18 protein-coding genes are annotated in these 25583 nt (G+C 43.2%); 6 read left to right on the forward strand and 12 right to left on the reverse strand.

Features of this window, described 5'->3' with window-relative positions:
• Positions 1-2 precede the first annotated feature (2 nt).
• Together EAH55_RS26320 and EAH55_RS26325 are read right to left on the reverse strand one after the other, a co-directional pair.
• Positions 3-713, reverse strand: a complete 711-nt coding sequence (locus EAH55_RS26320) for a LytR/AlgR family response regulator transcription factor (RefSeq protein WP_121812278.1) — start codon at positions 711-713, stop codon at positions 3-5.
• Positions 685-1803, reverse strand: a complete 1119-nt coding sequence (locus EAH55_RS26325) for a sensor histidine kinase (RefSeq protein WP_121812279.1) — start codon at positions 1801-1803, stop codon at positions 685-687. The genes EAH55_RS26320 and EAH55_RS26325 overlap by 29 nt, the downstream gene beginning before the upstream one ends.
• A 199-nt stretch (positions 1804-2002) precedes the next feature.
• Here EAH55_RS26325 and EAH55_RS26330 point away from each other — a divergent pair, with 199 nt between their 5' ends.
• A complete protein-coding gene (locus tag EAH55_RS26330) occupies positions 2003-4438 on the forward strand; it encodes a TonB-dependent receptor (protein ID WP_162997057.1) in 2436 nt (811 codons plus the stop codon).
• 44 nt (positions 4439-4482) lie between these two features.
• Here EAH55_RS26330 and EAH55_RS26335 read toward each other — a convergent pair whose 3' ends face one another.
• The 4 genes from EAH55_RS26335 to EAH55_RS26350 form a co-directional block, all read right to left on the reverse strand.
• A complete protein-coding gene (locus tag EAH55_RS26335) occupies positions 4483-5760 on the reverse strand; it encodes an amidohydrolase (protein ID WP_121812281.1) in 1278 nt (425 codons plus the stop codon).
• A 47-nt stretch (positions 5761-5807) separates the two neighbouring features.
• Entirely contained in the window at positions 5808-7154 is a 1347-nt protein-coding gene (locus tag EAH55_RS26340) for an amidohydrolase (RefSeq protein ID WP_121812282.1), read from the reverse strand.
• Positions 7155-7266: 112 nt separating this feature from the next.
• On the reverse strand, positions 7267-8136 hold the full coding sequence (locus EAH55_RS26345) for an AraC family transcriptional regulator (RefSeq protein ID WP_244228368.1): 870 nt from the start codon (positions 8134-8136) through the stop codon (positions 7267-7269).
• 136 nt (positions 8137-8272) lie between these two features.
• Complete coding sequence (locus EAH55_RS26350) at positions 8273-9154, reverse strand: PIG-L deacetylase family protein (protein WP_162997058.1); 882 nt, start codon at positions 9152-9154, stop codon at positions 8273-8275.
• A 297-nt stretch (positions 9155-9451) separates the two neighbouring features.
• Here EAH55_RS26350 and EAH55_RS26355 point away from each other — a divergent pair, with 297 nt between their 5' ends.
• A complete protein-coding gene (locus EAH55_RS26355; RefSeq protein WP_121812284.1) occupies positions 9452-10228 on the forward strand; it encodes an SDR family oxidoreductase in 777 nt (258 codons plus the stop codon).
• A gap of 111 nt (positions 10229-10339) precedes the next feature.
• On the opposite strand, the gene EAH55_RS26360 is transcribed toward EAH55_RS26355, so the two are convergent.
• Positions 10340-10579, reverse strand: a complete 240-nt coding sequence (locus tag EAH55_RS26360; protein ID WP_121812285.1) for a hypothetical protein — start codon at positions 10577-10579, stop codon at positions 10340-10342.
• 66 nt (positions 10580-10645) lie between these two features.
• On the reverse strand, positions 10646-12526 hold the full coding sequence (locus EAH55_RS26365; protein ID WP_121812286.1) for a chloride channel protein: 1881 nt from the start codon (positions 12524-12526) through the stop codon (positions 10646-10648).
• Between the two features lie 238 nt (positions 12527-12764).
• On the opposite strand from EAH55_RS26365, the gene EAH55_RS26370 reads away from it, so the two are divergent.
• Positions 12765-13463: a Crp/Fnr family transcriptional regulator gene (locus EAH55_RS26370; RefSeq protein ID WP_121812287.1), complete on the forward strand. Its 699-nt coding sequence runs from the start codon at positions 12765-12767 to the stop codon at positions 13461-13463.
• A gap of 15 nt (positions 13464-13478) precedes the next feature.
• Here the strand turns inward: EAH55_RS26370 and EAH55_RS26375 are convergent, their stop codons facing one another.
• From EAH55_RS26375 to EAH55_RS26385, 3 genes are all read right to left on the reverse strand, one after another.
• The gene (locus tag EAH55_RS26375; RefSeq protein ID WP_121812465.1) at positions 13479-15932 is read right to left on the reverse strand and encodes a bifunctional YncE family protein/alkaline phosphatase family protein; all 2454 of its coding nucleotides are present in this window, start codon (positions 15930-15932) and stop codon (positions 13479-13481) included.
• 168 nt (positions 15933-16100) lie between these two features.
• Entirely contained in the window at positions 16101-16442 is a 342-nt protein-coding gene (locus tag EAH55_RS26380; RefSeq protein WP_121812288.1) for a HopJ type III effector protein, read from the reverse strand.
• 162 nt (positions 16443-16604) lie between these two features.
• The gene (locus EAH55_RS26385) at positions 16605-19607 is read right to left on the reverse strand and encodes an outer membrane protein assembly factor BamB family protein (protein ID WP_121812289.1); all 3003 of its coding nucleotides are present in this window, start codon (positions 19605-19607) and stop codon (positions 16605-16607) included.
• 116 nt (positions 19608-19723) lie between these two features.
• Here EAH55_RS26385 and EAH55_RS26390 point away from each other — a divergent pair, with 116 nt between their 5' ends.
• Positions 19724-20233 carry a peptide-methionine (S)-S-oxide reductase gene (locus EAH55_RS26390; RefSeq protein WP_121812290.1) on the forward strand — a complete coding sequence of 170 codons (510 nt, stop codon included), beginning with the start codon at positions 19724-19726 and terminating at the stop codon, positions 20231-20233.
• Positions 20234-20285: 52 nt separating this feature from the next.
• The gene (locus tag EAH55_RS26395; RefSeq protein WP_121812291.1) at positions 20286-21782 is read left to right on the forward strand and encodes a lipase maturation factor family protein; all 1497 of its coding nucleotides are present in this window, start codon (positions 20286-20288) and stop codon (positions 21780-21782) included.
• Positions 21783-21786: 4 nt separating this feature from the next.
• Here the strand turns inward: EAH55_RS26395 and EAH55_RS26400 are convergent, their stop codons facing one another.
• A complete protein-coding gene (locus EAH55_RS26400) occupies positions 21787-24141 on the reverse strand; it encodes a PAS domain S-box protein (protein ID WP_162997059.1) in 2355 nt (784 codons plus the stop codon).
• Between the two features lie 384 nt (positions 24142-24525).
• Here EAH55_RS26400 and EAH55_RS26405 point away from each other — a divergent pair, with 384 nt between their 5' ends.
• Positions 24526-25581 (forward strand): alpha/beta fold hydrolase, encoded by a 1056-nt coding sequence (locus EAH55_RS26405; RefSeq protein ID WP_121812293.1) that lies wholly within the window; start codon positions 24526-24528, stop codon positions 25579-25581.
• Positions 25582-25583 lie beyond the last annotated feature (2 nt).

Genomic DNA, 25583 nt, shown 5'->3' on the forward strand with positions numbered 1-25583 from the left:
TGTTAAGGCTGTTTTTTCAAAATTTGGGTAACATGCTCCTTATAACTTTCGCCGATGGGCAATTCTTTTTTGCCTAACTCTACATCACTGGCAGAAAAAGCAGTGATATGTTGTTGATTTACTATAAAAGACCTATGTATCCGCAGGAAATTTTTAGATGCGAGGTCTGCTTCCATATCGCTGATCTTATATTTAGTAACAACGGTGGTATTTAGGGTATATACTTTTACATAATCTTTTACACTTTCCATGTACAGGATATCTGCAACGTTGACCTTTACATTGCGATAACCCGATTTCAAGACGATGTTTTCTGGCTCCGGATCTGTAGGCATAGAAGGCTGTGCTTGCTGGCCGGCATTCCGCAAATAACGTTCTATGGCTTTAAAAAAACGTTCGAAGGTAATGGGCTTAAGCAGGTAATCTACAATATCAAGATCATATCCGTCGATGGCGTAATCACGATACGCGGTAGTAATAATTACGCGGGGCGGGTTGCGGAGCATTTTAAGAAATTCAATTCCATCTATGGCTGGCATACGGACATCAAGAAACATCAGATCAACATCCTGACTTTTCAATGTTTCAAGTGCTTTCAAAGCGTTAGGACAGGTGGCCGTTACCTCCAGAAAATCAAACCTGGTAATATGGTTTTGCAATAAGGTAATGGCCAACGGTTCATCATCAACCAACAGGCAACGAATCTTTTTCATTTTTGACTGCATTAATATGATGGATCGTTAACTGAACCGTGAATGATTTTTCATCTTGTATGATATCTAAACTGTAATCTTTGCCATAAATAAGATCAAGTTGTTTTCGCAAGTTGCTCAATCCTATTTTTCCGGGGTAACTATTATTCCGGGTAGCGCTCTCAAATCCGATGGTGTTGGATACTCTGAAATCAAAGACATTTTCGCTGGCACTTAGCGTTATATCAATCTGCGGCTTATCCATGTCATTACTGGCGCCATGCTTAAAAGCATTTTCGACAAAAGAAAGCAGAATAAGCGGAGCTATTTCAACTTCCTGCCTGATATCAGAATTTAAATTTACGGTCAGGCGCTCATCGTATCTTAATTTCTCAAGTTCAATATAGTTACTGATCAGTCGTAATTCTGACTTTAATGATACAAATTGCCCGTCACAACGATAAAGTATGTGATCAAGAATATCTGCAAGGCCTGCTATAGATGGCGAAGTTGCAGGCGACGAAACCAGCGAAAGCGAGTAAATATTATTAAGTGTATTGAATAAAAAATGGGGATTAAGCTGATTTTTAAGTAGTTTCAATTCTGTTTCTGCTTTTTCCTTTTCAAGCAGCAGTGTTTTTTTCTGTATTTCCAGCTTGTCCTTCAACAGCTTAAAGAAAACGAAAACGAAGGCTGCGGCCATGATCTGAAAAAAATACACAAACAGCAGCTTGGGGATATCGGTAAATATTTCGTGGTAAGTTTCGGATGCTTTAGGGCGGATACCGGCAAGTGGCTCGCATATCTTTACTATGAAAACCCGTGCAAGTGCACACGCCGCATAACTTATTATCACAAACCCCAATGCTGCAATAAGGTATCTTTTTTTGATAAACTGCGGTATCACCAAATAGGCAATACCATAAGCAGCCATCATTTCTGTCGAAATATATAATCCGTCGCTGATAAATTCAAACAGTGATGATGCTTGCCCGCCGTTGTAATATTTGCTCGAGCTAACAGACACCAGCAAATAAACAAGCCAATATAAAATATGGCTTGGCCAACGGTGCCGCTTATGAAAATTCAACAAATTATCAGGAAAGCTCATTTACAAACAATTATAACTATTTCCTCGCTTCAAAACACAACTATCGACATAAAGGGAATTTCGCCCCATGAACAGGTTGTTTTGATGAAATTAAAGGGCTGTAGGCGTTTTTGCATTTTCCGTCTTCAAAATACGCGTGTCTGCCTGTATCTTCTATTTTGCATCATCCCGGAGACTATCATTGCTCAAAACCCCGGCAATGAAACCACTAAATCTCATTACAATATTAACAGCATGGCTTTCCTTTCAGTTTAATGCAGAAGCAAACGCTCAGGGAAAAATTCAGGGAACAATAACAGATGAACATAAACTACCACTGCCATCGGTAATAATCAGGCTTTTGAGAATGTCGGATTCTGTGTTATACACGGCAACAACGAGTGATCAGACTGGTAAATTTCACTTCAACCAGGTTCCGGAAGGCAGATATCTGTTAAACCTGAGTTTTGTAGGTTTTAGAAAAGCATTTATACCTGATTTGTCAATCAATAAGAAAGACACCACTATTAATATAGGTGAGATCAAATTGCTTCCGGCTTCTAATATGCTTGGGGAAGTAATCATTGAAGCCCAAACCCCGCACATTCAAAAGCTTATTGACAAAACGATTATCAATGTCGATAGAAATATCGCTAATACCGGTACTAACGTATTGGAATTGATAAAAAAGCTACCCGGAGTTCAGGTTACCCCTGACGGACAGATCACATTAAACGGCCATTCAGGGATCAATATCATGCTTGACGGTAGAAGCACTTACCTTTCTGCCGAAGATCTGAGCAACCTGCTGACTGGGATGTCTTCAAACGATATTCAAAAAATAGAAATCATGACCAATCCATCCGCCAAATATGACGCGGCAGGAACGGCTGGGATCATTAATATTGTACATAAGAAAAATACCCAAAGTGGCCTGAACGGAAATTTCAACGGCGGCTTTGGGGTCGGCACCTATAATCGTTACAATAGCGGCTCGAGCGTTAGCTATAAAACGAAAAAGTACAGCTATTATATAAATGGTAGTTATTTCGACAACAAAACGCTATTGAAGGGTAACGCCATCAACAACATATTGCAGGAAAATGCTCCGCTAACGGAAAACATTTCTGCTACAAATAGAGTAACTGCCGGAACCGCATATAATGCTGCCGCGGGCCTGGACCTGTACCTGCGTAAAGGCGCCACGTTAACATTGCTTAGTAATATTTCTACCCGAAGAACAAGTGAGGCTATCACTTCCTCAACTGATATATTCAACCATGATCAGACCAAAACTGGAAGCGAAGCATTTAATGCATTGAACAGGGATAAACCATTTAACTATATGGCTGGCATTCAATTGCAAAAAAAGCTGGATACACTTGGTAAACAGTGGTCTGCAGGTATAGATTATTCCAGTTTCATTTATAAGCCCTTGCAACAGACTGCAACTACAATGTTCAACTCTAATGGAGATTTTCAAAGCCAGGAAAATATCTTAATTGATGAATCAAGACGGCTTTATATTGTTGGCGCAAAGGCGGATTACGTTTTACCATTAATAAATCACGCACGGATAGAAACCGGTTTTAAATCCAGCTATGTAAAAACCAATAATGAGAACAACTATTACCAACAGGCAGACGGCTATAATATGATTGATCCGCAAAAAAGTGATTATAGCACCAACTGGGAAAATATCAACGCCGCTTATATCAACTTTAACGGCGAATACGGCAGACTCTCACTACAGGGCGGTTTGCGGGCCGAACAAACTGTAATGAAAGGCCATCAGCTGATCGCCGATATCTCCATAAACAGGAACTATGTTCAGCTGTTCCCGACTCTTTTTGCGAACTATAAACTCGGGGATCAAAGTACACTTAATTTCCAGTTCGGCCGGAGAACAAACAGGCCTGATTATCATGAACTTGTCCCCTTTCGACGCCCCCTATCTTCACTGCTTTACTTTCAGGGGAACCCATTTCTGCAGCCAGAACAAAGTTGGCACCAGGAGATAACCTGGGCTTATCAAAACAGCTTATTCCTAACAGCCGCATATGAAACAACAAATAATTACGTGCGGACTTTACCTTATCTCGATCAGAACAGTACAACCATGACTCGAATTCCAACCAATGTACAGGGAGCCCATTTCTACAACTTTAGCATGAGTTATGATAAAGATCTGTTGAAATGGTTAACTACCAATACCTCCATCACACTTTATAAAAACTCATTTACCGGCAATGTGAGTGGTTTCAGTTTAAACGATCCCGGGATAAACACGGTTGATATAGTATCTAATAACACCTTTCGTTGCACCGATAAACTATCTATGGAGGCGGATTGGGAATATGAATCGAAACGCCGCTTTATAGGGTCGACATATGGTGGGTATACAACACTAAACCTTGTTATGAAACAAAAATTATTTCATAACAAAGCCGCTATAACTATCAATGCTATTAATGTATTAAACAGCGACAAGCGAAGCAGTACGGATCGCTATTTAAACCTTTACCAGTATACTTTTAATCGCTTTTATACAAGGTCAGTATCATTGAGCTTCAGTTACCGCTTTGGAAATGACAAACTTTCCGGCGCGCGACATAAATCCGGATCGGAAGAAGAACAACGACGTGCTGAGAACTGATATCAATAGTTCCGCTAATGTTGGAAGTTCTGCGCCTACTTGAATTACTCAAATTTTCCTAACGCGGCATCCCTTTCAGCTTCTTTCCAATGCAATCTGGCCTGATGAGCAAAAGCCATCGTAGGCGAAATACGTGATATGGCTTCTGCCGAGCAGCTTGCGTCAACCAGCACAAATTCGGCGCTGTCATTTACTTTTGGCCATTGCATGTTCCCTTCATTGTCCAGGGGCAAAACATTGTGCGTGGCAAAACGCAAAGTTCTGGAAAGGTCAAATTCTGTTCGCCAACCATATAGATCAGCTATAAGGTTGGCTTTCTGAAGCATATTACCCGTCCCGAATGTACTCCAGTGATCCTGAATATTGTCGCTACCCGCCAATACGTTTACGCCATGTTTCGCCAATGCAGGAACAGGCATCACCAGTTTGCCAAACGGAATAGAGGATACGATACCAACCTTAGCCGCTGCTAATTTTTCCGCAATACGTTCTAACTCATTTGACGGAAGCGAGGCAAGCACAAAAGCATGACTAACATAAGTGCGCCCCTGTAATGATGGGTTTTTAAGCGCCTGTTCGGCAAGGTACTCTATTGTGCAAAGACCTTCCTTGCCCCCATCGTGCAGGTGAATATCGATCCCTTTATTATTATCCAGCGCCAACTCTACAGTAAAGTCCAGCACTTTTTCAATATTCCGGTCTATTCCAAACGGATCAACGCCGCCGATAAAAGCAACACTATCCAGTTGGGCAGCCTCTTTTAGCAAAGGAGCCGAATCTGTATAAAAACATCCGTGTTGCGGAAATGCAACCAGTTCGGCACTAAAGCTTCCTTTTTTGTTATCTAATGCCTTTTGCAGGTTTTCCAACGAACGAAGCCCAGAGGTTGTATCCACATTGAAATGCGTACGGGCAAAGGTTGTACCGTAACCCTGCATCAGGTCGATCAAGAGTCCGGCCCGCTCCGTCGATGTTTTAAGTAGCTCTGGAATGATCTCTTGCTCATAGGCAATCATATCCAAAATACTTCTTTTCTTTGGGGAGTGGGCCTGCCATGGGAGGCTATATAGGGTTTTGTCCAAATGGACATGCATATCACTAAATGCAGGCAACATCAGATAGCCTTTTGCATCTATAGCACCCGGGAGTGATGCGTTATTGGTAAATATCTTTGTGATCTTCCCTTCGCTAACTTCAATGCAGAATAGTTCTGTACGTGTTTCTTTCGCGCCGGTTTCGTCCATTATAAAACCCGTTTCCAGGCGAATATTTTTTAAAATATAGCTACCGGTTACAGGCGGGGCATATTTTGTTTTTTCCATCTCCAATGCAATTTTGATTAATAGTTATTCCGTTAGCAATCCCTGTTTTAGAAAACGACGGTTCCCTGATAAATCAGGGACTTTACAGGGGAAAGCCTTGAGACGGCCTCTGCTGAGCAACTGGCATCAACGAGTACAAAATCGGCAGCATCACCTGCCTTAGGCCATTGTTGCTGCCCCTTATCATCTAATGGCAACGGCCCTGCTGTTGCAAGGCCCAGCATCCGGGACAGGCCAAACTCTGTGTTATGTCCGTATAGCTGCGCCGCCATATTTGCCTTGTACAGCACACTTCCGGTGCCGAAGGTGTTCCAATGATCAACAATGCTGTCGTTCCCTGTCATTACTTTTACCTGGTGTTTCATCAACATAGGAATGGGCATGATGAGGCCACCGAAAGGTATGGTTGAATTGATCCCAATCTGCGCTGCACCAAGTTTCTCTGCCATTTCCTCTTGCTTCGCCTGGTCAAGTTTTCCTAATACAAAGCAATGGCTCAGGTACGTTTTCCCTTTCAGTACCGGGTTTTCGTTCACTTTACTAATCAGGTATTCAACTGTTTTCAATCCCGATTCGCCTGTTTCATGCAGGTGAATGTCAATTCCTTTATGATGATCCAGCGCCAGCTGAATTGTAAAATCCATTGTTTTTTCAATAGCGCCGTCAACGGTAAAAGGATCCACTCCACCAATGAAATCAACGCCCGCCTGGGCTGCTTCCTTCAGATAAGGAGCGGTATTGGTATAAAACACCCCATGTTGCGGAAAGGCCACCAACTCCGCGCCAAAGCCCTTCTTTTTATTATCCAGGGCCTTTTGCAAATGCCTGAGTGAATCCAGTTTAGAAGTAGGCTCTATATTGACATGGCTCCGCGCGAAAGAGGTTCCTTTTGATTGCAGTAGCTCAATCAGTTTCTCAGCCTTGTAGGTAGAATTTTTCAGCATTTCGGGCAGTATCTCCTGCTCCAGTGCTATCATTCCCTTTACACCTCCGGTTCTTCTCCGAACAGCCTGCCACTTATCGCCATAAAAAGTTTTATCCAGATGGATGTGCATATCCCTGAAGGAAGGCAACATCAGCATCCCCTTTACATCGATGGCATCTGCATGGGGCTGACCGGTGCTGACTTTTTTGATCTTGCCGTTTGCTATCTCTACCGAAAAAATGCCGGTCTTGGTAGCCACAACATCACCATCTTCATAATCGAAACCGGTTTCCAAACGCACATTTTTAAGCGTAAAACTTTTGCCGGTGTTGTTTACGTTCAAAGAGTTCAATCCGGCGTGTTCTTCCCGCTCATCTGCAAATAGCATTCCGGGAATAAGCGTAGCACCGGCGAGTGCCCATGCTGAGTTTCGGATAAATTCTTTACGGGATAGTATTGATCTGTTCATTTGGCTTCCAGGTTATCATGCTCTTCGGCAAAAGCAATCGCTTTAACTTTCACAAAAGTACGCGGCCAACCGCCCATCGCCGGTGAACTATTCCTGCCAATACTTGTAAAATTTATAATTTCTCGCGAAATTCGGTAGGCGTCATGCCTGTCTGGCCTTTAAAAAAATTGGAAAAATAGGCATTGTCTGTAAAGCCCAGTTCAAAGCCTATTTCCTTAATAGATAGGTCGCCGCTTTGAAGTAATCTTCTTGCTTCTACGCAAACCCTTTGATGAATGAGCTCTGTTGCCGAGATCTTCAAATGTTTTTTACATAGAATATTAAGGTAGTTGGCGGATATATGGAGTTTTTCCGCATAAAACATCACGAATTTCTGCTGTTTAAAATATTCATCTATCAGCATATTGAATTTGGCCAACCTTGGGTTTGACTGGTATACCTTAAACTCAGTAAAAGCATATTCGGCTTCTCTGCTCACAATTGCTGCAATGGTACCCGCGCGGGCGGTGATCAGGGTAGCCAGCGAGTTATTTCTTCCCAGTTCTTTTTTGATAGCATCAAATTCATAGCGCAACTGATCGCAGGCGTCTTCCGTAAGGTCGATAACCGGATGGTTCTGATAATTAGTAAACGAGAACCTGAAAAACGGCGCAAAATGTTCAAAGAATGAACGCTCGACCATCAATTGGTAAGCTATGGTTTTGCTGCCGATATACCATTTATGCATTTGCCCCGGAAAAAGCACGTGGATCTGACGATCGCTTATGGTGTAATCGACCGAGTCTATAGTGTGTACACCTTCAGCCTTATCAAAAAGCATGATGATAAAAAAGTCATGTTTATGGGGCTTCTCGATGTGCCTTTCCCCATGAATTTCATTGAACAACAACTCTTCTCGTCCGGCAGTTTGCCCCTCGCGGAAGCCATCCAGCCCAATAACCGGCACCCGGGCTTCTGTTTCATGTTTGGCAATCTTGTTCACAATCGGCTGTTATTGTTAAAATCATCGGCTTACTCCGCTTTCCGCAACCCGGATTCAAATTCCAGGCTAACGCCGATTGTGAAATTTATAAAAACAAGCCGATATAAACAAATGCCCAAAAACTTACAGCTTCGGATCAATCCTTTGTGACGGGAACTGCTAAAGAAGCGTTAAGCATCGGCACAAGTTTCACCAGTTCAACTTCGGTTACCTGCCTGCCAAATTCAGCTATTTCAAATCCCTCAGCATATTTTACCTCGGGTACGGCTTTCTTTCCGCTCCATTTCTCTAATGCATAAACATATGATGGAAATACTTTGCTGTATGCGTAGGTATTATTGTAAATTAACTGCTTTTGCTTTGCCGGATCTTTTCTTACTTCATCCAAAATCCCCATACCATGCGGAATAGCTTCTTCCACCTGCGTTTTATGTGCACCGCATGCGGCAAGTTTGGTTTCCCAAACTTTATCAATACTGAAAGCAAAATCAGGGATGTAAGAAAAATTGTGCGTATGAAAATCACGTATATAAAGGAATACCGGCATCTTCTCCATTTTCAGATCCTTCGCGGCATCACGCACAATGTACCCGGCTGTCATGTTATCGGTATGACCGCCCTCTGCCGGGTAAAAAGTAAATACAACATCGGGTTTAAATGCTTCAATGCTTTTGATCACCTTTCCGCGCGACTCCGGGGTGTTCTTTAACCCCTGATCGTGATAGTTCAATACTTCATAATCTGCCAGGTTAAGGATATTTTTGGAATTCATCGCCTCCTGGTAACGCCTCTTGGCCAACGCTTCGGGCTTTTCCACCCAATGGCCTTTATCCCCATTAGTGAGCGACATAAATTTTACCTGGTTCCCCATCTGCGTATACAATGCCGCGGTACCACCCGTGTACACCTCACCCTCATCAGGGTGCGCGAAAATCATCATGATACGAAGTGGCGCTTGCTGCGCTTGCGCGCCCGCGAAAAAAACGGTGATAAAAAAGGACAAGATTAATAATCGCATAATTTTAGGTTTATAAGTGGTTGAACTCAACAGGTTTGTTGGATGAAACAAATCTAAGTTTTCAGCATTATGCGAGATTGTGTTCGTTATTCCGATAATTGTATTTTTTATAACTATCTCCTGAACTTCAATGCTCTGGCATCCTTTTTTGTCTAAAGAATCAAAAACAATAGTTTATAGCATTTTTTCCGGACGTGACGAAACGTTAATTTCCAAATTTGATATAACTTGCCGGGGCAATCACAATGTGCTGACAGATGAGCCATTGAAAATTCATTTACCTTTTAACATTTACTTATGAACCTGGGATTAGATCAAAAAGTAGCCGTAGTACTGGCGGCAAGCAAAGGCCTCGGAAAGGCTTCGGCACTGGCTTTATCAGCCGAAGGCGCAAAAGTTATCATAGGCTCGCGGAACCTGGCCGAGCTGAATTCTACAGCCGATGAGATCCGGCAGCAAACAGGAAATGAGGTGGCTTGCCTGCAGGTTGATGTTAATAACAGCGAACAATTAACCTCTTTTATCAATAAGGCCGGAAACCTTTACGGCCACATAGATATTTTAGTGAACAATGCCGGCGGGCCTCCGTTTGGAAAATTTGAAGGCTTTGATGATATGCAATGGCAGCAGGCATTTGAACAAAACATGCTTAGTTTCGTCAGGACATCAAGGCTTGTATTGCCCTTTATGAAAACTACCGGCAGCGGCCGCATTATTAATATCGTTAGTGGTTCGGTTAAATCGGTATTAACAAACTCGGTACTATCAACCGCGATGCGTATGGGTGTTGTAGGAATGGCAAAAATGCTTGCCGACGAACTGGGACCTTACGGCATCAGCGTTAATAATATCGCGCCAGGCCTTATCCTTACCGACCGGATCAAGCATACGCTACCACAAGATGTAGATCCGGAAGAAGCTATTAAAGAGAAAACAAAAAGCATTCCGTTGGGCCGTATAGGCAAACCCGAAGAATTCGCGGCATTGGTGGCGTTTCTTTCATCTACCCCGGCTGCCTACATCAGCGGAACAACCATACAGATAGACGGAGGTGCAAGCCGCGCTATTCTTTAAAATTATTTCTATTGAAACACAAAAAAGGGAGGATAGTATAATAATACTATCCTCCCTTTTTTGTGTGACGGTTAACCCGGTCATGAATTCTTCTTCCCTATCGGGATTTTATTATAACGCTGGATTCTTTTTCTTATCAGGCTGTCCGGCAACATAAAATACTCCGGCAATGCCAACGATTGCCGCGCCAAAAAACACAGGCAATTTATTAGTCCAGGTACCATCAGGGTAAGTGATGATCTCCATCGAACCGCTGCTATCTACGGCATTAACCGTGGCATGGTAAAAGAAATTTGGAACAATAAAAAGAGCCAAGCCAATTATAGCTAATATGATACTGAACTTTCTCATGATGATAAATTATGGTAATGATGAATTTTGTTTTTAATCAATTTTGAGCTGAGCAGGGCGAAATTTCTATTTACCGCTTACATCAGTCAATTCCTTCCCATTTGCAGGCATCTTGATGCGTTGTCTTTTCAATGATATTTTCACATGGGTGTTATCATCGGCATCCATCTGGATCTGGTAAGCTTTTACGATGTCTTTATAAGAGAGTACCCCAACCAAACTGCGATTGCTTCCTGCGGATGAAATAGGCAATACGTCTGCCCCTGTTTTCGACATGGTTTCCAAAGCTTTCCGCAAGCTATCTTTAGTGCTAATGAAATAAGCGGGTTGTTGCTTAACTATCTGCTTTAATAAAGTATCAGGCGATAACTTATCCTGATAAACAGCGGTGATCTGTATTGTACCGGCATAAGCGCCCTGGTCATCAACCAGAATCAGGTAATTATCGTCAGTTACGTTATTACCCAACCAGTTGCGCACCTCGCTTACCGTACTTTTATCATTGATAACTATCCCTTCTTCGCTAATCACCTGCCCTACGCTCATTTTCTGTAAAACATCAGGTTCAAACGAATCGGGTGTAAACACTCCCCTCCTCGCTATTTTCTCGGTCATGATGGTATTCTCCATTAAAAAGAACGATACCAGGTAAGCCGCTGTACAGGCGCCAAGCAAAGGAAGTAATGCATGTGACTGCATTGTGGCTTCCAGGGCAAAAACTATACTGGTAAGGTATGCCCTTGACGCGCCCGCAAACATAGCCGACATACCAATCAATGCCGCCAACGGTATTGTAATACCCGAATCCGGAAAAACCAGCAGTATCCCCGAACCAATAAGCGCACCGGCAGCGCCGCCAATGGTTAAAAGCGGGGCCAGTGTACCGCCTGATGTACCGCTACCTAATGCTATAGCCCATGATAAAAATTTGAAAAAGCACAGCATGGCTATTAAGCGGATAGACCACGTGCCCGAAAGCACACCGGTGATGTTATCATAGCCTACGCCAAGTGTATGTGGCGCAAAATAACCTATAATACCCACAGCAAGACCGCCAATAGCGGGCCACCACATCCAATGTATAGGCAGCTTTTCAAAGCTATCTTCTATAAAATAAACTATTTTAGTGATACCGATAGACATAAACCCAATCACAATGCCCATGAAACTGTAAATCCCCAGGGCTGTATTGGATGGAATGGCCAGCTCCGGCATGGTAAATACCGGCCCCGATTCAAATAAAAGATGGTGCCCCGCCGCCCCGGTTATACAGGCTAAAGCCACCGGCAATATAGCACGTGGCGAAAACTCAAAAAGTAACAATTCGATAGCCAGAAAAACCGCGGCTATCGGTGTACCGAATATGGCAGACATTCCGGCTGTTGCACCTGCAGCAAGGATAATTTTACGTTCGTTAGAAGTGATCTTAAAAAGCTGGCCTAAAGTTGAACCCAAAGCACCGCCGGTCGCGATGATCGGCCCCTCGGCACCGAAAGGACCACCTGTCCCTATCGCTATAGCAGATGAGATCGGCTTCAGAAAAGTAATAGAAGGTTTGATATTACTTTCATTTACCAGGATCTGTTCCATGGCTTCGGGGATACCATGCCCCCTTATCGCTTTTGAGCCGTATAGGGCCATTAATCCCACCAGTATACCACCTATAGCTGGGATTATAATCACCCATAAACCTAAATGATTGCCGGCCGGACTGTGAAACCGCAAATCAAGATTTCCATAGAAAGAGATATTGGTTACTAAGTTGATCAAGGAAATAAGCACCTTGGCAATTAGACTGATACAGAAAGCTACCGCAACAGCGTATACAGAAATCCGGATAAGTCGTGCTTTTTTATAAGTAATTACTTTGGTATCGCTTTCGTTTTCGCCTATTTCGTTTAGCAGAGGAGCAATTGGAATGGCATTAGAAAGAATGTTTTTTTTCATGAGAAAATCAGAGCGTCAATTTTAAGAGTTAAATATTGCTTAAACAATATAATTATTAATTTTAAAACACAAAATTAGATATTTTTATTGCACAAACAATATAAAATCATCAAAATAATGTCTTTTGATTTTTTTTATAGATTTTTGCACGCTGCGGATTGAACCGGACCTGAACTATGGTGCTGTTTAAGTGCTGCGTTACTTGGTTATTATTGCGGATATTTATCCAAACGAGAGAATGAAGGAAATAAAAGGTAAATGTGATGTAAGCAATTGTTACTTATGCAACCATTGCTCTAAAGATTGGGCAATAGCGATAGCTTCGCACAAAAAGAATTACGAAGTAAAAAAAGGGCAGCACATTTTTACTGAAGGAGAACCTGTTACGCGGATCTATTTTGTTTACTCCGGTAAAATAAAAACACACAAACGCTGGGATGCCGAAAAAGAGTTGATTATACGGTTTGCCAAACCTGGTGATATACTCGGTCATATGGGCCTCGGTAATGAACCTGTATACCCGGTAACTACAACCGCCCTTGAAAACTCGGTGATCTGCTCCGTTGACCTCGCTTTTTTTGAATCGAGCTTAAACGTTAACCCTAAACTCACCTACTCATTGATGAAACTATTCGCCAACGAATTGCAGGAATCTGAAAAAAGGATGCGAAACCTGGTGCATATGCCTGTTAAAGAAAGAATTGCACTGGCTTTATTGAACCTAAAAAAACAGTTTGGCACTACCGAAGATGGTTACATCGACATCGAACTATCCCGGCAGGACCTTTCCTCGTTCGCAGCTGTTGCCTACGAAACCTTATTCAAGGTAATGAACGAGTTTCAGAACAGCAGCCTGATCGCGACAAATGGAAAGAGTATCAAGCTGCTGAATGAGGCCGAACTTAAGGCCATGACAATTGATAAGGTTCAGCTTTAAAAATGTTAATAACGCTTAATCGTCATCGTCGGCTTTTTGAACTGCTTTTACAAAAGCAGCGCGTACCGGTGTAGGTACTGGTGCATACTCTCCTTTAATGGCTTTCCAAATCATGGTGTTCATGATCTCATCTGGCACGCGGTCCACACCCGTAAAATCAAGTCCTTTGGCCATTGCTGCAAGCTTGGTACCTTTAGGGTTAAGCTCATTAAGGTTGATGTTTGAAGGAAAGCTCTTAAACGGTGTAGCATCCGATTTTTTATCGAAACAGCGCCACATAGCGTTAGCCGAAGCATCATACTGCGTCATAGGCGGCAGGCCGAGGATAAGCTCTATCGTACGCAGCACAGATGATGTAGAGTACATGGTGTGATCTACAAAATTGCGTTTTACAAAGCCACCGGCAATATACGCAGGTGAACGGTGCGCATCTACGTGATCAGGGCCGTTCTGGGCATCATCTTCCAATATAAATATCACGCTGTTTTCCCATATCGGGCTTTTGCTGATATGCTCTACCAGTTTACCCACGGCAAGGTCATTATCGGCCACGTGGGCAAAAGGTGTAGGTCTGCCGGCGGTTGTACCTTCGGTATGGTCAGATAGCATACGTACGGTATTAAGGCGAGGCACAGCGTTACTACGCATTAATGAATCAAAATCATGCTCCCAGGCACTGTACCGCAGGGTATCCGGATCGCGCAGGTCGCGGGTTGGATAAGCTTTGGTAAAATGATCTTTTAGCACAGGTATCTGCGGTGTGTTATCTGCATTAATAAACTCACCATAAGTGCGGTAACTTACGTTAAAACGATTGGCCTGATCCCAGATGTACAACCTATTTTTAGCAGTAAGCCCAACAGCACCCGGACCACGGTTTCCATAACTGGTTGGCCAGTTTTTTTCCATATAGTCGGTAGCATAAGCACCCAGGCTCCAGTTATGCCCGTCGGCACTCACTTCTCCATCTACATAAAAGTTATCCAACAGCACAAAGTTTTCGGCAAGGGCATGGTGGTTAGGCGTTACGCGTTTTCCGAATAACAGCAAGCTTGTATCGCCGTTGCCTTTAGGCATGTCAGATAATACCTGGTCATAAGTCCGGTTTTCCTGGATGATGTAAAATACATACTTGATAGGTGATGCGGCTCCAACTTTTGCCGGTATGGGATTGCCGGCTTCGCCATCTGCACTTGTTTCCTGCTCACGATGGTAAGGTGTATTATGAACTACGGCTTGCGAGTAAACAGAAAGCTCTTTTTCTGATGGCGTTGGGATAATGCTCAGGGTACCCATCAGTAAGCCGCCACCTATGTATTCGGTACGTGTTGGCCTAAATGGGTCTCCGCCGTGCAATACAACCGTTTGGTTTTTAGCGGCCGGATTTGGCCCGTGCGGATTTGGCAATGATGAAAAACCTTTGGCATTGGCCACATACAGCTTATCATCTAAAACACGTACAACACTTGGGTACCAGCCTGTTGGCACAAAACCAAGCGACTGGCTTGAACCCGGCTTTGTTACATCAAATACAGCAAGACAATTATTATCGGCATTGGCAATGTATAATGTTTTGCCGTCCTTGCTTAGCGCTACAGAGTTACTGGTAGTTCCGCTTAATGGTGTAGGAGATACCGCGGTGTTTAAAGTTTCAAGTACTTTAGCCTTGCGCGTATCAATTACAGATACGGTATTGTCATTGGCGTTAGCTACGTACAGGTATTTTCCATTCCGTGATACACACAGATCATTAGGGTTGTCGCCAACCGCTATAGGATCAAGCAGTTTATTTTCTTTGGTATCAAATATGGCTACTTTATCGCCTCCCCAAAGGCTGATGTATAACTTTGACATATCCGGCGATAACAGGCAGGTATAAGCTTCGGTGCCCAGTTTAATTTGTTGGCGAATGCTTTTTGTTTTAAGATCGATAAGATACAGGCTGTTATCAAGCTTGGTAACCACATATAAAATACCCTGCTTATCATCAAGCGCCAAACCCGTAGGCGAAATAGATGCAGAGTTTGGCTTTTTGCTCCAGGCTTCGCCCAGTTTAATAGTATCAGCGGCTATCAGTTTATCGTTATTAATGGCATAGCGAACAATCCAGTTATTATCACCTCCCGATGCATAAAGCGATTGCTCATTGGCACTGAACACAAGGCCGCCCCACGCTTTACTGATCAATACTTTGTCAAGTTCGCGATCTGTGCGGGCATCCAGTAATTGGATGGTTTGCACGCTCTGCCCGTTATTGGTAACGGCCGCGTAATGGTGACTTTTACTTATGGCGATATTTAATGGCAGATCACCCAAAGGCAGACTTTTACCAACCGGTGTTAACGACCATCCGTTAGGTAATTTTACCCTTTTGTTTTCAAGAGTGGCGAGATCCTGGGCATGCGCAAATTTATTACAAGTAAGCAACAGGAATGCCAGGCAAAGAATTTTATTCGGTAGAGTTTTCATGAGAAAATTGTTTTTCAATTGCCTCGCCCTCAAAAATTCCGGACTACTGCTCAGATCTGGCAGCATAAAACAACTGATGTGCCGGTAAAAGTAGCCCATCAGTGTTAACATACTATTAAATCAAGGAGTAGATGATCACTCCTAATTGTAACAAATTAGTACTTGTTATTATTTCAAGGTCAAGGCCTCGCCTTCAAAAGCAATCCCCGCCCAGCCATGAGCCATAAACTGACGAATGTTCTGATGGTCTGTAGCATTTGGAGTGGCTAATACAGCCTTGTAGTGTTCAGCAAATAAGTAAAGGGTATCTTCTGCAGTTAAACCATTAAGTTGGGCAAAAGTAAAAACCTTAGCACTGCCCTGGTTTTGCGTGGCTTCGTTATAAGCCTCGCCGTTTTTAAATGCTGTTGGCCGATGTGTATAATAAGTTTCTATAAACGCGATAACTTCATTAAATGGAACAGTGCCTTGTTTTAAAGCATTAAGCAGATCTGAGAGTTGTTCTTTCATCCTTTGTATTTTTTGCGAAAATAGAATTTAAAAACTGTTATCTGCACAATACCGAAGCTTTATACTATAACATAAGTCCCGTTATGCTACAGGGCAAACGCATCTTTAATTTTTTTATCATAAAAGATTAAAGCAATAAATCCCCCTTGTCGTTTAAAACCGTTAAGGCCATTTCTTTTCAAACTTCCAGGCGTCTAAGCCCAAACTGTAATTTCCTTTTTTTGTTAGCGATGAACAAACTAACTTTATAGACGCCGGACCTTTAATATCCGCATTATTCAGGCTTTTAATTTCAAATGACTTGTTATTGGCATAAGCAACCTGTAATTTACCGTTAGCCATTTTTAAGGTAATTGGTTGCCAATTGTCTGTAAGGGACATTAAGCTATCATATTTAAATGTGTAAATAGCTGTTCCGTTTACCACTAAACTTACATCACCACGGTAATAGGCCGAAATTAAAAACACCTTGGCCATTACTTTTTTGCTCTTGTCCAACACCTGGAAATAAACTCCATTTTTTTCGTCAAAACTATAGCCGGGGCCAACGTTAACACAACTTTGGGTAAAATCAATAATGCCCGATAATGTCCAGGAAAATAAATTAGATTGCTGATTAAAATCCCGGTTTAAAATCGCCTGCTTATTTTGCTGGCTGTATTCGATGTAAATATCAGGATTGATTTTACGGTAGGTTTTGACATTGGTATGTACAGTCCACCATTGCGTATACTTACTTGTATTATCATCCCGCGCCGGGTTCCGCGTCCATCCGTACTTGTTATTTTCAAGGACACTGTTAAACGGAAGCTTCTCCATCAATTGAATAGCCGATGAAGTTACAGGCTTTTCTGCGACGAGGGCTTTAGCAGTTAAATCAATCGGGATTATTTGTTCTTTTATGGTTGATAAGCCATCGATTTTCCAACGATGAACGCCCCCGTGAACGCTTTCATCATTATGGTATAGATAAGTATCGCCGTTGGGCAATTTTACCACCGAGGCTGAAAAACCGTTGCCGGCCATCTCAGCTGCAGCTTCAACGTTCGCGGTTTCAGGACCGGTGGTGCCAAACTGGCCTACAAATAACCCATTGTCGTAAACTTGTGTCCATTTGTTCACCTGGCTGTTTTTCCAAAATTCGCCGTGATATCCCCAAAAAACGCTGCGGCCACTTGCAATCCCTACACACCCTGCGTTATTAGTATGATTACCAATATCAAAATCCCCGTTAGCAGGAAAAGGACCGGCATACTCTTTTATTGTGCTCATAGCGGTTCGCCAAAGCAGTTTATTTCCACCAACTTTTATTCCACCCAGGTGCCAGCTATCAGCAATGGTACCGTCAAATACTGTTACTATCCCGGATGATGTAATTTCCCCCGACCTTAATAACGTATTATCACCGCGAAAACCTGGGTCTGCGGGCAAAGCAGGTTGGGTTTGGGCGATAATACTTTCGGGGCCCCAAACAGGATCATTATTGGCCGCAAATTTTACAAGTTCTTTTTTGGTAAAAACTGTTGGTACCCCCGCCCTAAATGTAGAAACCTTACGCAACGAGCCATCAGGATATAATTGAGTATTATCATTAGGAAAATTGGCTCCGGTTATTCTTAATGGCCCGGTTTTAGGCAATTCAACTACTTTCCAGCTTATGAGCGAGCTAACCCTTTGTTGCAGCACGGCATATGTTCTGCCGTTGCTCAATGTTGCAACTCCCCTAAGCCTGTTATATTTATCATCATATTCCGAAGATATGCCATATCCCCAGTTGCGTACCAACTGCCATGATCCGTTATTGGGGGCCAGGGGCTTGCTATAATCTACCTTAAATTCAAGATAATCAGAAAACACGCGCGTGGGATCATTGCCGTCGACAAAAGAGCTATAAGATGTTTGCAGGTACATGATACGGTCAATAAACTTTCTGTCGGCAGCAAAATGTTGTGCCCGTAAATTGCCGGCGTCCTCTACCCAGAAACTGCCATCGGGCTGGAATGCGATAAAAGTGCCGGGACCTTTGGCTTCATTGAAATAAAACTTTTCATTACGCACGTTAGGATCAGTCTTGTACCCGCCGGCTGTGCCATATGTCCACAATAACGAACCATTATCAGCCTTATATGCTTTTAACTGCTGACTATCCCCGCCATCTGCAACAACAAGGGTTTTACCATCCGGGCTCACAGCGGATGCCATAGGATAAAGTAAACTTGCTGGCGCTATGCGCAATGAAGCCAATTTCCCATCGGCTCCTACAGTAAATTTTTCTATGATCCGCTTGCTATTTTTTGAGTAGATGAGCCAGATGTGCCCGGCATCATCCGCCGTAATACCTGATGGGCTATCAAATGATTGCCTTTGCACAAGGGTACCCGTTGTTTTATCAAGTACATGTAATTCGTTAAGTTTTTTATGCGCCACAAAAAGGTATTTGCCACGCTTTTGAACCGCCAGTCCTGAAATTTCAGATTTATCATTATTTAATAAATCTATGACGCTTTTATAACTTCGGCCGTATTTTGTACCTTGAGTTTTACCTTTGGTAAAACTAACTTCAGCATCTCCGGCTACTTTGGTGCCAAACACCATCCAGTTATTAACAACGGCTGCATCGTTGGCCGCCCAATAAACATTTACACCATCTGTAGCCACATATTTTGCAGACAATCCTTTACCAAGTATGGCTATTTTTTTTTGAGGAGTACTGGTGTTAAACCTAAAGCTGCTACCATTTTGCTCATTGTACCCAACCGCGAAATAGGCATTATTACCGCTGATGGCCATACCGTACATACGTTCAATAGCATGGTGTACCGATGAACCACTAAACAAATCTGATGTATTGCCTATCACACCTTCCCATTTATATCGCACATTGTTCGACAATACTTTAACCACGTAGGCATCATTTGCTACAGCAACACCATCATCATTAAGGCCGTCCCAGCTGTATTGCTGTGTACCGGCATTGTAGGTTACTCCGCTCCACAGTGTTCGTACCAGGGTTCCATCTTTTGTATATACCCCTGCACTGGTTTTTGCTGTGCCATCAAGTTTAAAAGTAAAACTCGCCTGGGCAAAAGAGCGTTGTGCTATTAGTATAAAAATTGATGCGGCGAATAAAGTAACAAGGCAACGGCAGGTACTATTCTTTTTCATAAAACCGATATGTAAACTAACTAAACAGCTCTCTAACAACACTATTTAATGCCCGATCATCGTCAACATCGTTTGGCATTAGCGAACATCCGTGTCAAAATTCTTAATTTTACGCCATGCAAAAAATTGGATTTGGCGGTTCGTGTCACTGGTGCACAGAAGCAATCTTCCGTTCACTTAAAGGTGTTAGCAGCGTTGATCAAGGCTGGATAGCATCTGATGCTGAAAACACTACGCCTTCTGAAGCCGTCATCGTGCATTTTGATCAGCAACAGATCAGCCTCGAAACGCTTGTCGCTATTCATTTACACACACATAGCTGCACAGCCGAACACACCATGCGCGGCAAATACAGATCGGCAGTTTACACCTTTAATGACGCACAATTAAACGCAGCAACAGCAGCTATTAAAGCATTACAGACCGAGTTTGAGCAACCTGTTATCACCAAAGCTTTGCCCTTTCAAACCTTCAAACTCAATAGCGAAAACTACCTGGACTATTATTATAAAGATCCATCCAAACCCTTTTGCCAAAACATCGTTAATCCTAAGTTAAAAGCGTTACTAATACGCTTCAAAAACCAGATCGATCCGGACAAACAAAACTATATTCAAAATTTCTAAATATTAATTTCAAAAGCTACCACAGTTTGTAACATGTTTTAATCAATAACCAATGCCTTCCACCTACTGGTTAACCCGCTTTATGATACTCCGGCTGCTCGGCGTCATATATGCTATAGCCTTTTTGGTGGCCATTAACCAGATTATTCCGCTAATTGGCTCAAACGGATTATTACCCGTTAAGCTTTACTTTAACCATATCAGCTCGACTCTTGGCTCAACTGGAGCGGGCTTTATCCGTTTGCCCTCTGTTTTTTGGTTTACGTATTCCGATGATGTTTTGTTATATGCCGCGTGGAGCGGATTATTACTTTCCATTGTGCTAATTGCCGGTTATGCCAACGCGCCATTACTTACTGTGCTTTGGGTCCTTTATTTATCGTTCGTTCACGCGGGGCAGGACTGGTACGGGTACGGCTGGGAGATCCAACTGGCCGAAACCGGTTTCCTGGCGATATTTCTCTGTCCGATATGGGATATGCGGCCATTCCCCAAATACCCACCACCCCTGCTCATTATAATACTTTTCAGGTGGCTCATTTTTAGGATCATGTTGGGTGCCGGTCTTATTAAGTACCGCGGAGATCAGGTATGGCGAAATGGAACAGCACTCTATTACTATTTTGAAACGCAGCCTATTCCCGGCCCATTCACACGCTGGTTTCATTTTTTACCGCGCACGCTCTTAAAAATCGGCGTATGGTTTAACTGGTTAGCCGAGCTCATAGCTCCATGGTTTAGTTTCGGGCCAAAATTGGCCCGGCATATAGCAGGCATTGTGATGATTTTGCTTCAACTGGCTATTGCTGTCAGCGGGAACCTGTCATTTTTAAACTGGCTCACTATCGTCCCGGCTTTGGCTTGTTTTGACGACAGTTTTTGGAGAAAAATCCTTCCGAACGTGCTTGTTAAAAAAGCTGAAGCCGCTATAGCCGGTGCACACGAATCAAAAGCAATGACTACCGCTTCGTGGGTTGTGGCCGGTGTTGTTGCATTACTAAGTATACAGCCTATGCTCAACCTGCTTTCTCCCAACCAGGTGATGAATACTTCCTTCGATCCGCTTGAACTGGTCAATACTTACGGGGCATTTGGCTCGGTGGGGCAAGAGCGGTATAATGTAGTTTTTGAAGGCACAAGCGATGATACCATCGGAAATAAAGCGCGATGGAAACCCTATATCTATAAAGGGTTACCGGTTTTACCAAATAAGCGACCACCTCAAATAGCTCCATACCAACTGCGACTGGACTGGCAAATGTGGTTTGCAGCCATGTCATCGGCCGATCAATATCCCTGGACCTATAACCTAACCTGGAAACTGCTTCATAATGATCCCGGCGCTGTAAGTTTATTTGCAATAAATCCTTTTCCCAACAAACCGCCCCGTTATATCCGGGCGGTACGTTACCGGTATAGTTTCGCCGATCCCGGAAATACAGAGGGTATTTTCTGGAAACGACAAGAAACAGACCTCTGGCTCCCCATACTTTCTGCAGAAAATCCGCAGCTTATCGCATTTCTGAAAAGTGAAGGGTGGCTCCGGTAAAGTATTAAGCCTGTTCTATCGGTAAACTAAAGTGAAAAACAGATCCGGTTCCGCTTTCACTTTCTGCCCAGATCTGCCCATCATGCCTACGGATGATCTCGGCACTTAAATAAAGGCCTATACCAAAACCTGAAATATGACGGGTATGGCTGGTTTCCACCCGGTAATAACGATCAAATATTTTAGGCAAGTCCTGTTCCTTGATCCCCATACCCTGATCTTTTACACTTACTTCGGCGAAGCCATTAACCAAGGCACACCTTAGCTCGATATCTTTATTTTTAGGCGAATACTTTACAGCGTTGCTGAGCAGGTTGGAAATAACCGACCCTATCTTTTCCCTGTCGGCATTTACCTGTACATGATCGCAAATATCAATATGAATGATATGCGAAGAAACTGTCAATTCGTATTCTTCCACTACTTCGGTGATCAACTCGTCCAGATCAAACAACTCTTTATCTATGGCGATTTTACCGGACTCCAGCCGGGAAACATTAAGGAAACCATTGATCATACTACTCATTCTTCGCGCCTGGATTTCTGCCTTTTCCATAGCACCCGCCAGGAAACTGTCCTCACTGCCTTTCAGCTTAATATTGGTAACCTGAATCAGGGCCATCAATGACGTTAGCGGTGTTTTAAGTTCGTGACTTACCATACCTATAAAATCGCTTTTCCGCTGTTCGTCCTGCTTTTTTTCTGAAATATCCCGGGCAATCTTGGAAATGCCGGTAATATTACCGTGAATGTCAAATATAGGCGAAACCGTGAGGGACACATTCAGCATACGACCATCGCTTGTAAGTCTTTCAGTTTCATAATGCTCTATCCGCTCCCCGTTTTTAATACGGATAACAAGTTCCGGTTCCTCATCTACACGCTCTTCAGGGAAAATCTTCAAAATTGACTGACCAATCATTTCCTCAGCAGTATAGCCAAAAAGCCTTTCGGCAGCCCTGTTCCAACTGGTAACTACCCCATCCAGTGTTTTACTTATGATAGCATCATCTGATGATTCAACAATTGCCGCGAGCTTCGCACTTCGTTCCTCAGCCAGCTTTTGTTCTGAAATATCAAGCGCTATCACCAGGCCGGCGTAAACCGCTCCGTTGTTATTTTTCAGAGGAACAAAATCAACCTGAAAATCTTCTCCCGCAGGACTTTTAAGCTCAGTACGGATCTGTTCACCGTTTAGCATTCTATCGTAATAACCTTTTGTTGCCTCATATCGATCCGGGGTTGTAACAGATGCCATGGACACACCTCTGTAACTGGAGCGGTGGTATCCTAACTTATCCATCAGATCACCCTCTACCGTAACTAGGTTATGTGCCGGATCCATCACCAGAATTAACGATTTTGGAATATTTACAGCAATGGAACGAAATAACCGCTCACTCTGCTGGGTTTCCTCCCGACTTTTTTGTAAATCTTCGTTTGTGGCAAGCATTTCTTCGTTAGCCGCAGCCAGTTCTTCGTTTATCGCGGTGAGCTCTTCATTAAGTGCCTGGGTTTCTTCCTCGCTTTCTGCCAGTGCCCTGGTACGGGTAGCTACCTTTTCTTCAAGCGATTCGTTCATTTCAGAGAGCTGGTGCTGCGTCTGAAAAAGCTCTTCGTTAATAGCCGTCAGTTCTTCATTTGCTGCTGTGATTTCCTCATTGGCTGCCGTTAGTTCTTCATTGAAAGCTGCTGTTTCTTCCTCTTTGGCCTGTAGTTCTTTTTGAAGCCTGTCTTTCTCCCGCACATCCCGCATGATATTAAAATAAGATATCAATGAGATAGCAACTGCCAGTACAAGCGCTGCAATAATAGCTGTTGGGGCAAAAAAGGTATATTTCTCTAAAACCAATGCCCGTTGCTCCAGTAATGTCCGCTCATCATTTTCTGCACGGTCAACAGCAGAACGCAGCGCGTCCATGGCAGATTTCCCCCGTTCCAGATCGATGGGGGATATCAGTTGGTTTTGTTGCTTCTTGGAAACAAACTCTTTCAGAATTTCCATTCGTTGAGTAAGCACATCATGCACCTTAACCAGATTTGCCTGCTGCTGCGGATTATCGGCAGTGAGTACACTCACTTCATTAACAAGTTTGGTTGCACGTTGGTAAGCGCCGTTATATGGCTCCAAAAAGGCGATTTTACCGGTAAGCAAATAACCTCGCTGCCCGGTTTCGGCATCCTTCATCACAGACATAGCCTGCTCCAGTTTTTGGATAACCAGTGTGCTATGCTCTACAGCCTTATTACTATTCAGAAGATTATTTAGTGTAATATAAGATATGATGCCGACTACAAGTAAGGTTATAATAGAAAACCCATAGCCGAGTTGCAGGTTACGGTTAAATTTTAGCTTCATAAGGTAAACCAACGCAAGTATAACTGCGCCCGCTAAAGTTAGGTTTTTACAAAAAAATACCACAAGCATGTTTATCTATGGTAGTCGATAAACGCCAAAGTAACATATATGTTACAATAATCAATACTGACTTAATTTAACCGTGTCGTTATGCCGGATCATTCGCTACTTTTTTGTTGCGAGTATTTTTATTATCGATAAATACATCCGCATTAGCGACGAAAAAAACCGTGAAAATTAATCCATCGGTAAAAATGTCTAACTGAAACTCTGATCTGTCCGGTTCATAGCATCTGTCGTTCCGATATCAATCATGACGATATAATTTTGTTATAACAAACAATCAAAAACAACTGAACAGGACATTCAAAAACTATATTTATCATGGAAAACAAAACAAACTTCAGTCGCCGCCGCTTTCTTAGTATCACCGCGCTAACCGTTGCCGCAGCAGAATTTGGTGGCTTCGGATTATTGAAAGCTGAAACCAGGAATACTAATTCGTCGGCACAACAAGATACTGCTTTTTCTAACAGCACTTTTGATACCATTAAACAGGTAAAAACCAGCCTGCTTGATATCGGTTATGCCGAAAGCGGTCCGGCTAACGGGCAACCCGTAATATTACTTCACGGCTGGCCTTATGATATACATAGTTATGTTGAGGTATCTGCAATACTTGCCAAAGCAGGTTACCGGGTAATAGTTCCTCATTTGCGCGGCCACGGTACAACACAATTCCTTTCGGCACAAACATTCAGAAACGGCCAACAGGCTGCATTAGCTACCGATATCATCGAGCTGATGGATGCCCTTAAAATAGACAGCGCTATTATTGGTGGGTTTGACTGGGGCGCGCGCACCGCCGATATCATGGCAGCCTTATGGCCGGAGCGTTGTAAAGCCCTGGTATCTGTAAGTGGTTACCTGATAGGCAGCCAGGAAGCAAACAAGAAACCATTGCCTCCAAAAGCAGAACTATCATGGTGGTACCAGTTTTATTTTAGCACCGAACGCGGCCGCGCGGGCTATGAAGCCAACAGGCGCGATTTTAACCGGTTGATCTGGGAAACGGCTTCACCTAAATGGAAATTCAGCGACGCCGAATTTGAGCGCTCAGTTCCGGCATTTAACAATCCTGATCACGTTGCTATTGTGATACATAATTACCGCTGGCGCCTGGACCTTGCCGAAGGTGAAGCAAAATACGACGAGCTTGAAAAGAAACTGGCAATGGCCCCACCTATCACCGTGCCAACAGTAACACTTGAAGGTGATGCCAACGGTGCCCCGCACCCCCAGCCCGCTGATTATGCCATCAGGTTTAAAGGCAAATATGCACACCATACCATAACCGGTGGTATCGGCCATAATCTTCCGCAGGAAGCCCCGAAAGCTTTTGCTGACGCGATAATTGAAGCCGAAAGCTTTACTAAATAATT

Source organism: Mucilaginibacter kameinonensis (assembly GCF_003675385.1).
Taxonomy (GTDB): Bacteria; Bacteroidota; Bacteroidia; order Sphingobacteriales; family Sphingobacteriaceae; genus Mucilaginibacter; species Mucilaginibacter kameinonensis.

Bases quoted from the DNA above. Each gene is read 5' to 3' on its own strand.
- EAH55_RS26320 (WP_121812278.1), bottom strand. From the start codon at position 713: ATGAAAAAGATTCGTTGCCTGTTGGTTGATGATGAACCGTTGGCCATT.
- EAH55_RS26325 (WP_121812279.1), bottom strand. From the start codon at position 1,803: ATGAGCTTTCCTGATAATTTGTTGAATTTTCATAAGCGGCACCGTTGG.
- EAH55_RS26330 (WP_162997057.1), top strand. From the start codon at position 2,003: ATGAAACCACTAAATCTCATTACAATATTAACAGCATGGCTTTCCTTT.
- EAH55_RS26335 (WP_121812281.1), bottom strand. From the start codon at position 5,760: ATGGAAAAAACAAAATATGCCCCGCCTGTAACCGGTAGCTATATTTTA.
- EAH55_RS26340 (WP_121812282.1), bottom strand. From the start codon at position 7,154: ATGAACAGATCAATACTATCCCGTAAAGAATTTATCCGAAACTCAGCA.
- EAH55_RS26350 (WP_162997058.1), bottom strand. From the start codon at position 9,154: ATGCGATTATTAATCTTGTCCTTTTTTATCACCGTTTTTTTCGCGGGC.
- EAH55_RS26355 (WP_121812284.1), top strand. From the start codon at position 9,452: ATGAACCTGGGATTAGATCAAAAAGTAGCCGTAGTACTGGCGGCAAGC.
- EAH55_RS26360 (WP_121812285.1), bottom strand. From the start codon at position 10,579: ATGAGAAAGTTCAGTATCATATTAGCTATAATTGGCTTGGCTCTTTTT.
- EAH55_RS26365 (WP_121812286.1), bottom strand. From the start codon at position 12,526: ATGAAAAAAAACATTCTTTCTAATGCCATTCCAATTGCTCCTCTGCTA.
- EAH55_RS26370 (WP_121812287.1), top strand. From the start codon at position 12,765: ATGAAGGAAATAAAAGGTAAATGTGATGTAAGCAATTGTTACTTATGC.
- EAH55_RS26375 (WP_121812465.1), bottom strand. From the start codon at position 15,932: ATGAAAACTCTACCGAATAAAATTCTTTGCCTGGCATTCCTGTTGCTT.
- EAH55_RS26380 (WP_121812288.1), bottom strand. From the start codon at position 16,442: ATGAAAGAACAACTCTCAGATCTGCTTAATGCTTTAAAACAAGGCACT.
- EAH55_RS26385 (WP_121812289.1), bottom strand. From the start codon at position 19,607: ATGAAAAAGAATAGTACCTGCCGTTGCCTTGTTACTTTATTCGCCGCA.
- EAH55_RS26390 (WP_121812290.1), top strand. From the start codon at position 19,724: ATGCAAAAAATTGGATTTGGCGGTTCGTGTCACTGGTGCACAGAAGCA.
- EAH55_RS26395 (WP_121812291.1), top strand. From the start codon at position 20,286: ATGCCTTCCACCTACTGGTTAACCCGCTTTATGATACTCCGGCTGCTC.
- EAH55_RS26400 (WP_162997059.1), bottom strand. From the start codon at position 24,141: ATGAAGCTAAAATTTAACCGTAACCTGCAACTCGGCTATGGGTTTTCT.
- EAH55_RS26405 (WP_121812293.1), top strand. From the start codon at position 24,526: ATGGAAAACAAAACAAACTTCAGTCGCCGCCGCTTTCTTAGTATCACC.